Annotated in this window: 8 protein-coding genes; all 8 read left to right on the top strand. The window is 55.5% G+C overall.

Annotated elements, in window-relative coordinates:
- Positions 1-243 precede the first annotated feature (243 nt).
- On the top strand, positions 244-636 hold the full coding sequence (gene pilG, locus K5L82_RS13645) for a twitching motility response regulator PilG (protein ID WP_114335249.1): 393 nt from the start codon (positions 244-246) through the stop codon (positions 634-636).
- Positions 637-669: 33 nt separating this feature from the next.
- Positions 670-1,032 carry a twitching motility response regulator PilH gene (pilH, locus tag K5L82_RS13650; RefSeq protein WP_223134517.1) on the top strand — a complete coding sequence of 121 codons (363 nt, stop codon included), beginning with the start codon at positions 670-672 and terminating at the stop codon, positions 1,030-1,032.
- 21 nt (positions 1,033-1,053) lie between these two features.
- A complete protein-coding gene (locus K5L82_RS13655) occupies positions 1,054-1,599 on the top strand; it encodes a chemotaxis protein CheW (RefSeq protein WP_133007067.1) in 546 nt (181 codons plus the stop codon).
- 93 nt (positions 1,600-1,692) lie between these two features.
- Positions 1,693-3,765, top strand: coding sequence for a methyl-accepting chemotaxis protein (locus K5L82_RS13660; protein WP_223134518.1), 2,073 nt, complete (start codon positions 1,693-1,695; stop codon positions 3,763-3,765).
- Between the two features lie 27 nt (positions 3,766-3,792).
- On the top strand, positions 3,793-4,692 hold the full coding sequence (locus K5L82_RS13665) for a CheR family methyltransferase (protein ID WP_133007065.1): 900 nt from the start codon (positions 3,793-3,795) through the stop codon (positions 4,690-4,692).
- A gap of 11 nt (positions 4,693-4,703) precedes the next feature.
- On the top strand, positions 4,704-12,167 hold the full coding sequence (locus tag K5L82_RS13670; protein ID WP_223134519.1) for an Hpt domain-containing protein: 7,464 nt from the start codon (positions 4,704-4,706) through the stop codon (positions 12,165-12,167).
- A complete protein-coding gene (locus K5L82_RS13675; RefSeq protein WP_223134520.1) occupies positions 12,167-13,219 on the top strand; it encodes a chemotaxis protein CheB in 1,053 nt (350 codons plus the stop codon). The genes K5L82_RS13670 and K5L82_RS13675 overlap by 1 nt, the downstream gene beginning before the upstream one ends.
- Before the next feature lie 11 nt (positions 13,220-13,230).
- Entirely contained in the window at positions 13,231-13,692 is a 462-nt protein-coding gene (locus K5L82_RS13680; RefSeq protein WP_133007062.1) for a chemotaxis protein CheW, read from the top strand.
- Positions 13,693-13,725: the final 33 nt, after the last annotated feature.

Here is a 13,725-nt window from a genome sequence, read left to right on the forward strand (position 1 = left end):
AGTGCATCACTGATAAAGTGCTATGCTGATGATGGTATTGTACCCCAGTCACGAATGCATCCGCAGAAATCCTGTGGCAATTACGTGACAAGGGCTGCAGAAGTACATTTGGTCACAAACAAATGCTTTTTATCCAGCCATGGATACTCTATAAATGAGAGGGCTTTATAGAACAACCTTAAGGTTTGTGCTAAAACCCTCTCTAAAATAATGACACCCGCTCGAGCGCAAGGCAGTCGGACAATGGATGACAACTTCGAGAACTTGAAGATCATGGTGATCGACGATAGCAAAACCATTCGTCGCACCGCAGAAACTCTCTTGAAAAAGGTAGGTTGTGAGGTCATCACTGCCACTGACGGCTTTGACGCTCTGGCCAAAATCGCTGATTCCCAACCAGACATCATCTTCGTAGACATTATGATGCCTCGCTTGGACGGCTATCAGACCTGCGCCTTGATCAAGAACAACTCTACGTTCAAGAACACGCCGGTCGTTATGCTTTCGAGCAAGGATGGCCTGTTTGATAAAGCAAAAGGGCGCATCGTTGGCTCGGACCAATATCTGACCAAACCGTTCAGCAAGGATGAGCTGCTCAACACCATCCGCCAGTACACGCCTCAGGCGGAACAGTAATCCTGCTGCCACCCCAGAACCATCGAGGAAACCATGGCTCGCATTTTGATTGTTGACGATTCGCCAACAGAAGTTAAAAAGATATCCACCATTCTGGAAAAGCACCAACACGACGTCCTGACTGCCGATAACGGCGCAGACGGTGTTGCCAAAGCCCGTGCAGAGACTCCAGATTTGGTACTCATGGACGTTGTAATGCCAGGCCTGAACGGCTTTCAAGCAACCCGTCAGCTGACCCGTGCACCGGAAACCGCATCCATTCCGGTTGTGATCGTCACCACCAAAGATCAGGAAACTGACAGAGTGTGGGGAACCCGCCAGGGTGCCAAGGGTTATCTGGTCAAGCCAGTTAACGAAGACGACCTGATCAAAACAATCAATAACCTGATTGCCTGATCCATCGCCGTGGAGTTAAGCATGTCCGCCGAGGCCGCCCCTTTCGCCGTTCTGACGGATATCGCCCAGCGCAGCCGGGCAAAGGCCTCGGGCCTTCCAGAGCAAGAACAAGCTGTTGAGCTTTGGAATGGCATCGGGTTTATCCTCTCCGGCCAACGCTATGTTGCCCCAATGGGCGATGTAACTGAGATATTGCACGTACCGCGGTTCACTCACATACCCGGGGTACGCCCATTCATGATGGGTGCGGCCAACGTTCGTGGCCGACTTCTGCCCCTGATAGACCTCGCCAGTTTCTTCGACATTCCCCGGTCCTCGCGTAGCCCACGTGAACGTCGGGTGTTGGTGATCGAACAAAGCGATATCTTCAGTGGACTTGTCGTAGACAGCGTTCTGGGCATGCAATATTTTGCAAAAGACAGTTTCCGGGCCAGTCCGAAAGGGGTGCCCGACAACGTTCGGCCGTTTGTAGATGGCGGTTACGAGCGCAACGAGGAGATCTGGAATGTGTTCTCTGCCGCCGACCTGGTGGACGACGAACGCTTTCTTGATGTCGCACAGTGGTAGGGATGATGGTACTGGCAGGAACGTCACCCTGACCGTCTGCAACCCGTTACAACAACTTGCCATTTCCAGAAGAAAAAGGCCGGGAGCCAGAAGATGAAAAACAGAGCCGGAAAACTCAGTATGGGACAGGGAGGCAACAAGCTGATTGCCGGCCTGATCGCAGCACTGATTGCACTCACTATCCTGCTCGTTGTGGTGCTGTTCATCATCAACAAAGACAGCCAGAACGACCAGGAGTACATCGCCAATACCGCAGAAATGCGCGTGCTTTCCCAGGAGATAGCGAAAAACGCGACCGAAGCGGCCGGCGGTACTGCCGAAGCCTTCGACCAGCTGCGCCGCTCCCGGGATGAATTCCAGCAGCTCTGGACCAGCGTTACCAAAGGTAATCCGGAAACTGGCCTCCCGCCCAGCGAGCTCGCCCAGCAGAGTAATACTCAAAAGTTATGGAACCGGGTGCGCGAAAACGCAGACAGCATCCTTTCCACTCAGGAAGCGGTACTCGGCCTGCACGAAGTGGCCCGCACACTGAACGAAACCATTCCACAGCTGCAGGTTGAGTACGATGATATCGTACAAATCCTGCTGGAAAACGACGCTCCGGCTGAGCAGATCGCTCTAGCTCAACGCCAGTCTCTGCTGGCAGAGCGGATTGTACGCTCGGTCAACAACGTACTTTCCGGTGATGAAGACGCCGTCATCGCTGCCGACCGTTTTGGCCGTGACGCCAGCCTCTTCGGGCGTGTACTGGACGGACAGTTGAACGGCAACCCCGGCATGGGCATTTCGCAAGTGGCTGATGAAGATGCCATTTACGGCCTTGAGGCGGTAGATGAGCTGTTCGAGTTCGTTTCCCAGAACGTTGATGCCATCCTTGAAGCCTCCCCTGACCTGTTCAAAGTGCGTTTGGCGGCCAGCGACATCTTCCAGAACTCGGAAGTTCTGCTGACAGAGCTATCCACCTTGGCCAATGACTTTAGCGCCCAAGCCGAGTCGCGTGTAATCAACGCTACGCTGGCTTTCGCCATCCTGGCTGCCATGGTTGCGATCGTCGTTTTCATCGGTCTTGCCCTCTACCGGGAGACCCAGTCTCGCCTGACCACCACTCAGGAACAGAACGAGCAGAACCAGAACGCAATCCTGCGACTGCTAGACGAACTTGCTGATCTGGCCGACGGTGACTTGACCACCGAGGCTACCGTAACCGAAGACTTCACCGGTGCCATCGCCGACTCCATCAACTTCGCAATCGACCAGATGCGTGGATTGGTACAGTCCATTCGAGGCACCGCGGTACGAGTTGCCTCCGCCGCTCAAGAATCTCAGGCTACCGCCATGCATCTGGCCGACGCCTCCGAGCACCAGGCTCAGGAAATCGCCGGTGCCTCTGCGGCGGTTAACGAAATGGCCGTGTCCATCGACCAGGTATCCTCAAACGCGGCTGAATCTTCTGCGGTTGCGGAGCGCTCGGTTGCCATCGCCAAGAAAGGCGCGGAAGTGGTGCAAAACACCATTCGCGGCATGGACAACATTCGTGAGCAGATCCAGGAAACTTCCAAACGGATCAAACGACTGGGTGAATCTTCCCAGGAAATCGGTGACATCGTATCTCTAATCAACGACATTGCCGACCAAACCAACATCCTGTCTCTGAACGCCGCGATTCAGGCCTCCATGGCCGGTGACGCAGGCCGAGGCTTTGCGGTTGTTGCGGACGAAGTTCAGCGCCTTGCGGAACGTTCCTCTGCCGCCACCAAACAGATTGAAGCGCTGGTTAAGACGATCCAGTCTGACACCAACGAAGCCGTTATCTCCATGGAGCACACCACCGCCGAGGTAGTACGTGGTGCTCGCCTGGCTCAAGACGCCGGTATCGCGCTCGAGGAAATCGAAAACGTATCCATGAGCCTTGCGGAACTGATCCAGAACATCTCCAACGCTGCACGCCAGCAGTCCTCTTCTGCGTCGCACATTTCCAACACGATGAACGTCATCCAGGAAATCACCTCGCAGACGTCTTCCGGTACCAACGCTACCGCGAAGTCGATCGGAAATCTGGCAGAAATGGCTTCCGAGCTTCGTTCTTCTGTTGCCGGCTTTACCTTGCCGGATGAAGAAGCGCTCAGCGAAGACAACGAAAGTTACGACGAATCGGTGGTCAGCTGACCACCGGCCCGGGGCAGCTGAAGGTTCATGGTTCAGACACATAACCAAACGGCACCCGCAGACGGAATCTGGTCGCTGCGCAAACTTCCGGAAATGGACGATGCGCAGTTCGGTCAGTGGCAGAGCCTGCTGGAACACCGTACAGGTATGACCCTGACCTCAGACCGCAGATCGTTTCTGGAAACCAACTTAGGTATCCGGATGCGGGAAATTGGCTGCAACAGCTACCAGGCCTATTACGAACAGATCGTGTCGGGCCCAAACGCTATTCAGGAATGGGCCACGCTGGTAGACCGTTTGACGGTTCAGGAAACCCGTTTTTTCCGTGATCCTGAAGCGTGCAAACTGGTGTCTGACTATGTCCTGACCCGGCCCCGGGAAGGCCTGAAAAACCAAGCTCTGGAAGCTTGGAGTGTAGGATGCTCGACCGGCGAAGAGCCTTACACACTGGCTATGGTGCTTAACGAATGCATGGAACAGCTCGGCCTGCAGCCCCTGTACGGGGTAACCGGCTCGGACATCAGTCAACCGGCACTCGTTAAAGCCAAATCCGGTTTGTTCAGCGCTCGCAAGCTGTTAGGCATGGATAAGGCCTTGAAATCCCGGTACTTCCAGCCTGCCGAGCGGAATACCATAGAAATCGTAAATAGCATCCGTGAGCGGGTGTGCTTTGCCAGGCTCAACGTATTAGACCTGAACAAAGCCCCGATGCACGGCATGAACATTATCTTCTGCCAGAACCTGCTGATTTACTTCCGCCGCTGGCGCCGGCGCGAGATTGTTAGACGGCTTTCAGAGCGTCTGGCACCGGGGGGGTTACTGGTGTTAGGCCAAGGTGAACTGACCGATTGGCAGCCACCGGGCCTGCAGAGGGTTCCCTCGGAACATGTACTGGCGTGGATCAAACGCCAGTCCGACGAAGAATAACCGGAGTGGTTATGGGCAATCACCATGACAGTATCGCCCTCGACTGGGTTCGGGGCGAAATACAGGACACGCTGACTCAAGGCCAGCATGCACTCGAAGCGTACGTGGATAATCGTGACGATACCGCTCGCCTGCGCTTCTGCCTGAACTACCTTCACCAGGTGCATGGCACCTTGCAAATGGTGGAGCTCTACGGTGCCGCATTGCTCACCGAAGAGATGGAGAAACTCACCCAGGCCATTCTGAACGAAACCGTCGTTAACGTTGATGATGCCATCGAAGTGTTGATGCAGGCCATTCTCCAGTTGCCACAGTATCTGGAGCATCTGGGCAGCAGCCGCGACGACTTCCCGATGGTGTTGTTGCCGTTGCTAAACGACCTGCGCGCTGCTCGCGGCGAATCACTGCTGTCTGATACATCGCTGTTCAAACCGGACCTGACCGCAGCCCGTTTCAATGTAACCGGCAAAGTCTCCGAGCGCCTTCAAGACCCTAAAGTGCTAGGTCACCTTCGAAAACTGCGGCAGATGTACCAGTTTGCACTGGCTGGAGTGGTTCGCGAAGAAGATCTGGACGCTCATTTTGGCTACATGCAAAAGGTCATCGACCGGCTTTCGCGCTTGTGCCAAAAAACCGCTCGGGGCGAACTGTGGAAAGCCGCCGGGGCGTTTGTTGAAACCCTCGAAGCCCACGTAAACCCCGTCAACACCGCGGTTAAATCGCTGCTGCGCGAACTCGACGGCGAAATTCGGAAGCTGACAGACGAACACGCTGACATCCTACTTCAGCCGGTTCCCGAAGCACTGCTTAAGAACTTACTGTATTACGTTGCCCGAGCCCGGGATCTGGACCGGCCACAGGTTAATTACCTGCGAAGTGCCTACCAATTGTCCGAAGCCCTGCCCTCCGACGACGATGTCAGCGAGGCCCGCACACGGGTGTCTGGCCCTGGTCGCGATGCCATTCAATCGGTGGTCGGCGCGCTGAATGAAGAGCTTGGACGATTAAAAGATCAGCTCGATTTATTCGTACGTGCGGAACACCGCCACAACAACGAGTTGGATGAACTGCTCCCCGGTCTACGCCAGGTAGGCAATACCCTGGCAGTACTTGGCCTCGGTATTCCTCGCAAAGTGATCACGGAACAGATTGAACTGCTCGAAAAGCTGTGCGGCCAATTAGAAACCATCGATGACGGCACCTTGATGGACATTGCAGGCGCTCTGCTTTATGTCGAAGCCAGTCTGGCCGGCCTCGACGTCGATCGCCACACCGAAGTATCCGACAGCGTCGAGACGGGTGAACCCACGAACATCGGTTCTCGTGAACTGTCTGAAGCCAACGAAGCTCTGATTCGGGAATCCCGGAACACACTGGAACAAGCGAAGTCCGCCATCGTTAACTTCATTGCCTCGCAATGGGACATCCAAGAAATCGAACACGTTCCAGCGCTGCTACACAGCATTCGTGGTGGCCTTGGGCTGGTCCCTCTTGAGCATATTCCAGACATGCTCGACTCTGCCGAGCGTTATATTTCCGATGTCTTGCTCTCCAGCCAACAAGTGCCAGATTGGCGCCAGCTGGACACACTGGCCGATGCCATAACCAGTATCGAGTACTACCTTGAACGGGTCGCCGAAGGCATCACCGATAACGACACCATCTTGCGTATTGCCAATGAAAGCCTGGCTAGCCTCGGCTTCCCTGTCGGGGAAGATCCCACATGGAACAAAGCCGGCCACGTTGAGGCCACTGAAGCCGAAGATGTTCCGGTTTTAGAGCCGGTCCAGGAAGAACCTGGCTCACTACAAAAAGGCTCTGACAGCGAGCTTGTGGATGATGAAATTCTTGGCATCTTCGTTGAAGAAGCCGAAGAAGTTCTCGGCACCATTCAGGAATACTACCCTCGCTTGCGTAGGGATCACGGCGACCGGGAGGCACTGACAGAAGTTCGTCGTGCGTACCATACATTGAAAGGCAGTGGCCGACTGGTAGGTGCCGAGAGCTTGGCCGAAATGGCCTGGTCGGTTGAAAACCTTCTGAACCACGTGATCGACCAAACGCTAAAAGCCACAGACGACATGTTTGCGCTTCTCGACGACGTGAATGCGCGCATTCCAGAGCTCATTCAAGACTTCCGTGAAGGCGAAACCACAGGCGACGTCGAAGCACTCATTGCCCGGGCTGAAGCATTGGCCACCACCAGGCGCACCGAAGCCGACTCAGCCGAAGAGACGTCAGCCGCCCCCACTCCGGTAGAGCCCATCGTCACTGAAGCCATCGATTCATCCGAGCCAACCGAAGACGACGAAGACGACGAAGACGACCTCATCGACGATGAAATCCTGGAGATCTTTGTTGAAGAGGCAGGCGAAGTACTCGAAACCATCAATGAGTACCTGCCCATGCTGCTACGTCAATACGATGATCGCAGCGCGTTGGCCGAAGTAAGGCGCGCCTTCCATACCCTCAAGGGCAGTGGCCGCATGGTCGGCGCCGAAGTGATTGGGGAATTGTCCTGGTCCGTGGAGAACATGCTGAACCGAATCATCGAAGGCAGCATCTTCATGAACGACGACCTCGCCGCGCTGCTCCAGGACGTAACCGAAGTCATCCCAGCGCTGGTCAATGATTTCGAGAATCGCGTTGAGGCAAGTGTCGCCACAGCGCCACTCGAAGCCCGTGCTCACGCCCTCGCCAGTGGCGAGCTCGACACCTCAGCCATACCTGCGGCGGAAACGCTGGACACCTTGTCCGACGCGACAACCGGCACCGACGAATCTGACCATCAGCATTCCGAAGACGCAGATCTAGTCCTGCTCGAGATTTTCGAGCAGGAAGCCCAAACCCATTTGCAAACCATCAAAAATTACCTGCTGGCTGCCCAGCAACAGACCGCAGCCTATACCGACGACCTGTCTCGAGCTCTGCACACCCTGCGCGGCAGCGCCAATACCGCGGGCATTGCTCCGATTGCCGCCATCATTACGCCTCTGGAGCGATTCATTAAAGAAGCCAGAGCGCAAAACAAACGGGCCGATCACGAGGTACTGGAGTTAATTTCCCGAGCCAGTGTTTTCCTGACTCAAGGGCTGGCGCAAATTCATATTGATCCACAAGCCGAACTTGACGGCACTGCCGACTACCTCGAAAAACTCGAAAAGGTCAGCACCGCCACATTCCAAGGTCAGGTTTTTGATGACGACATCGCGCCAGCAAATCAGGTTTCATCGCAACTGGTTCAGCTATTTTTGGGTGAAGGCCTCGACATCGTTTTGGATGCAGAGACGATTCTGGACGAATGGGTCGCCAACCCACAGCAACAAGAAGCTCTGTCCCCCCTGCGCAACGAGCTTGAATCTCTGACCGACAACGCCGCAGATGTCGGCTTGGCTGACATCGCTAACCTTGCCGACGCACTCACTCGCCTGTACGGCGCAGTGACCTTGTATGGTTTACCAGGCAACGGTCAGTTCTTTGAAACCGCCAGGAAAGCTCAGGAACAGCTCATCAACCAGATGGATCAGGTGGCGGCTGGGCTGGCAACAGACCCCTGTGACGATGTCATCCTCGAACTTCATGCGTTGACCGATGCGGTTAACCGGACCGACGAACCTGACGAATTCGAGCAACAGTTCACCGAAGATCTCGAAGAAATAGATCTCAGCCTGAAAGACAGTGAATTTGCAGTTCCCGATACCACTGACGAACAGCAAGCCACGTTACCAGACGTCTCCGATGACAGTGAAATGGACGAGGAATTGGCCGCCATCTTCCTTGAAGAAGCTCGGGACCTCATCGATAGCACGGCTGAAGCACTGCAAAACTGGAGTGAAGACACAGGCAATATCGATATTCTGCGTCTGCTGCAACGAGATTTACATACCCTTAAAGGGGGCGCACGTCTGGCCGACATTGAGGCCGTCGGCGATCTGGCCCACGAGCTGGAAACCCTGTTTGAAGGCCTGACAGAACAACAGCTTACCATCAACGACACGCTTTCCGACTTGCTGTTCCGGTGTCACGATCGCTTAGCAGGTATGGTGGATGCCCTCGAAGCGCAAGGTGAACCCAACCCAGCTCCTGATCTGGTCGTCGAAATTCAGCAATATGTTGCTGACGCCCAAGGCACCCGACCGGTCACCGATATCGCACCAGAGGCTGAAACCGCCATCGAATCCGGCGACCACGATGCACCTGTGCAAGATTTTGGCGACATTAACGTCGACGAAGATACTGACAGCAACGTAGCCGACCTTTCCCACCTGGACCCGGAACTGCTCGGTATCTTCCTCGAAGAAGCCTACGATCTGATCAACGCCACCGGTAGCGCCCTCCATACTTGGAGCGAGAACCCGTCTGACCGCCTTATTGCCGCGGAACTTCAGCGAGATGTGCACACCTTGAAAGGGGGTGCTCGCATGGCAGGCGTAGACGCAATCGGCGATTTGACTCACGTTCTTGAAGACCTGTTCGAAAAGGTTGCTGAAGGCCAACTGAAAGCTAACAGCGCCATGACTGACACCCTGTTTGCTTGCCACGATCGTCTGGCACAAATGGTCGAGCAAGTGGCCACACAGCAGCCTTGCCCACCCGCTAAGCAGCTGGAGGCGCAGGTGCAAGCCATCCTGCAGGGTGAAAATGCTACCGATACCAACGCCAACGTTGAGGCTGATATCGAAGCACACCCTCAACAAGCGAGTGTGGAAGCCCAGCACGAAAACGTTGCTCCGGACTTCGAGGCAGACGATATTCTCAGCATCTTCCTCGATGAAGGTCTGGAAATTCACGATGCAATTGCCGAAAACCTGGAGCATTGGCACGAGCAACCGACGGAACTTACGGCGGTCATGTCACTGCGCCAAGACCTCCATACCCTCAAGGGCGGTGCTCGCCTCTCAGATCTCGATGCCGTTGCGGATCTCGCCGAGGCTTGGTCTGAACTACTTGACGATACGCTTGCCGGCAGTAAACCGGCGGAAACCGCACTGACACTGAGCGTTCGCGCGCAAGACTGCCTACGCTCGATGCTGGACACTATGGAAGCGGGTCAACGGCCGGAACTCGATTTCAGCCTGATCGACGCGTTGTCCCAATCCAGCCCTGAAATGTCGGAGCCGGTTTCTCAAATCGAGCAGGCTGAACCCGAGATTCAAGAAGCGCCAGACCCTGAAGTTCTGGAGATCTTCCTCGAAGAAGCCAGCGAAATTATGGACCAGCTCGAACAACTGCTGGCCGATTGGCATAAAGAACCAGGCAACCATCATTTCAACCAAGAGGCTCAGCGAGCCATGCACACCCTGAAAGGGGGTGCTCGCCTGTCTCAGCTCTCAGGATTGGGCGACAAAGCGCATACCTTTGAAACCTTGTTGATCGATCTCGGCGGTAATGCGCCTACCGACGCGCAGTGGCAGGAAATTGCTCGTCAGCATGACGACATTATCGCAGCCGTAGCGGCAGTTCGTGCTCATTATGAACAAGGTACCGCGCTGCCTGAGCCGGAAGATAGCCAACCCGTCGAAGCGCCTGCACTGCAAGCCACCGAAGCGACGATCACTCAATCGGAGCCCGAGCCAAAACCTGTTGCCAGGAAAGCTTCCAGACGCCGCAGCAACAAGGCGGCCGAAGCTCAGCGCGCGGCACAAGAAACGATTCGCGTATCGGCGCCGTTATTGGACGATCTGGTCAACCTCGCCGGTGAAACCAGTATCACCCGTGGCCGACTGGAACAGCAGTCCAGTGACTTCGGTCACACCCTCGACGAAATGGCCGCCACCATCGAGCGTCTGCGCGAGCAGCTGCGTCGAATGGATATCGAAACCGAAACCCAGATTCTGTTCCGGGCCGAACAAGAACACGGCGCCGACTATGGCGAAGATTTCGATCCGCTGGAGATGGACCGCTATTCGTCGATCCAGCAGCTTTCCCGTGCTCTCACAGAGTCCTCATCTGACCTTGCCGACCTGAGAGAAACATTGGCGGATCGGGTGCGCGACACAGAAACTTTGCTGGTTCAGCAGTCTCGCATCAACACCGAGCTTCAGGAAGGTCTGATGAAGACCCGAATGGTTCCATTTGCTTCTACTGTGCCACGGCTGCGCCGGATTGTGCGTCAGATCAGCGGCGAACTGGGTAAAAAAGTAGACTTCGACGTCCGTAATGCCGAAGGCGAGATGGACCGAAGTATTCTGGAGCGCATGATTGCGCCACTGGAACACATGCTGCGAAACGCCTTGGATCACGGCATTGAAACCCCGCAAGATCGCCGTCAGTCTGGCAAACCTGAGACCGGCGAGGTGGTTCTGTCGCTGACCCGCGAGGGCGGAGATGTAGTGCTTCGCATGATCGATGACGGCAAGGGCATTCCCGCGGATGTGATTCGCGAAAAAGCCATTCGCCAGGGCTTAATGCACGAAAATGAAGCCCTCTCCGAGCGGGAGGTCCTGCAATTTATTCTGCAGCCCGGCTTCTCTACCGCCGAGAAAGTTACCCAGATTTCCGGCCGTGGCGTTGGTATGGACGTAGTAGCCAGCGAGATCAAACAGCTTGGTGGCAGCCTTGATATTGATTCGTCTCTGGGTCATGGCAGCACCTTCACCGTGCGCTTGCCGTTCACCGTATCGGTAAACCGTGCCCTTATGGTTGCCACTGGCGAGGATTTCTACGCTATCCCGCTGAACACGATTGAAGGTATCGTTCGGGTCAGCACGTACGAGCTGGAAGAGTATTACAAACCCGATGCGCCTCTGTACGAGTACGCAGGCCAGCAATATCGTTTGCAGTACCTCGGCAACCTACTGAACAGCGACCACCACCCCAAGCTGCAAGGCCAGGCTCTGCCGCTGCCGGTCATTCTTGTGCGCGGAGCCGAGCAACCACTAGCGCTGCAGGTGGATCATCTAATGGGTAGCCGCGAGATCGTCGTTAAATCCCTCGGCCCGCAGTTCGGTACGGTGCGTGGGGTATCCGGCGCTACTATTCTGGGTGACGGTAACGTGGTCGTGATTCTCGACCTGCCCGCAATGATCCGTTCAGACGTTCTGTCTGACCGCCAGCGCATGGCCAACCTGGCCAAAGAACGCTCGACCAGTCGCTTCGAAGAACAAGTGACAACGGTGATGGTAGTGGACGATTCGGTCACCGTACGCAAGGTGACCTCACGCTTGCTGGAACGCAACGGTATGGAAGTTGTCACCGCCAAAGATGGTTTGGATGCCGTCGCACAGCTACAAGACCACCGCCCGGATGTCATCTTGCTGGATATCGAGATGCCCCGGATGGATGGTTTCGAAGTCGCCAGTTTTGTGCGCCATGATGAAACGCTCAAACATACGCCGATTTGCATGATTACCTCCCGAACCGGAGAGAAACATCGCGAACGAGCTCTGGCCATTGGCGTTAACGAGTACCTCGGCAAGCCTTTCCAAGAAACCGTGCTGCTTGAAACCATCAAACGGCTAACTGAGAGCGAGTGATGTCCGGCCAGACCGGCCGACCGAAGGTCGGGATTGTTTCCGATGACGCGTTGCAGCGCCGGCGGCTTCAGGAAGCCGCCGGCAAGTTTGGCTTGAGCAGCTGCTTTACTGGTGATCCCGGTCGATTAATCGATTATCCGGAGTTTCCAGAGGCTGCTTTGTGGCTGATCACCCTGCAAGACGAAGCGGATCACCCGACCTTTTTCGACCATTTGCTCGGTCACACCGACGCGCCCGTGCTGTTCGGTGTCGATCTCGCGCCCAAACCGAGCAGCAAAGACTTTATTCGCTGGGAACGCCGCCTTCAGAACAAACTGGAAAAACAGCTGGGACCTTTGGAAGCATTTGATAGCGTCCGCGATCTGGAAGAACTTGTTGATTGCGCACCTGCACCCAAAAACCCGCCGAGTCTACCCAGTTCCGTCACACCCGCATCGCCCGGTTCACTGGCCAGCGAAATCTGGATATTGGGCGCTTCTCTCGGAGGCCCAGCTGCCGTAAAAGCCTTCTTGGACCAGCTGCCATCGGGTTTGCCGGTAGGCTTTGTTTACGCACAGCACATTGATGCTAATTTCACCGATGTCTTGGCTCGGGTCTTGGGTCGTCACTCCCATTATCAACTTAAAAAAGCCGAGCCAGGCTATCGAATACAGAACGGTGATGTGGTGTTGATGCCGGTCGAGAACGAGTGGTCTTTTGATTCAGAAGGCCGTCTCCTGCAGCTGGACAAACCCTGGCCCGGGCCATATGGCCCTTCCATTGATCAGGTGCTGCTCAATGTTGCCGATCATTTTAATAAACACTGCCACGCCATTCTCTTTTCAGGCATGGGCAACGACGGAGCCCTTGCGGCTCCCATGCTGAAAGCCTACGGTAGCCACATCTGGGCACAGGAAAGCCAAAGCTGCGGGAACAGTTCTATGCCGGATTCCGTTTCAAAGACTGGCTGCACCAGCTTTCGTGGCACACCGGAACAGTTGGCTGAAGAGCTGATTAAAACCATCAAGAACAACAGCCTGCTCAAGAGTCGGCACAAACGGGATTCCGCCTGAGGACACACGCTATGAATGAAAACAGCCAATCCCTATCCTGCGTTATGGTACCGGTCAGCGGCCGGCAATTGCTGCTTCCCAACGTATCCATCGCGGAAGTTGTTGATCTAAACAACACCAAAACGGATCGGGGCACCCCCGATTGGCTGGTCGGTTTCATCGACTGGCGTGGCCTTAGCTTGCCGGTGATTTCTTATGATGCCGCCAATGGCAAAGAACTGGTCGTGCCCGGCGGCAACCGAGGCCATATTATCGTGATCAACACCATCGGACCGCACCATAACCAATTGCCATTCATGGCGCTGGTGACACAAGGCATCCCCAGTCAAACTCGACTGACCGAGCCCGAAATCAAAAAGATGGAAGCGCAGCCCGGCCCCGCCGACCTTATGCAAGTTGAGGTTGAGGGCGAAGCCGCCTGGATTCCGAACCTCGAATATCTGGAATCACTGGCGGTAAACGCAAAACCCTGATGTTACGGCGAGCCCCCATAGCGGGTCGGCCTG

The organism is Marinobacter sp. AL4B, assembly GCF_019916045.1.
GTDB lineage: Bacteria > Pseudomonadota > Gammaproteobacteria > Pseudomonadales > Oleiphilaceae > Marinobacter.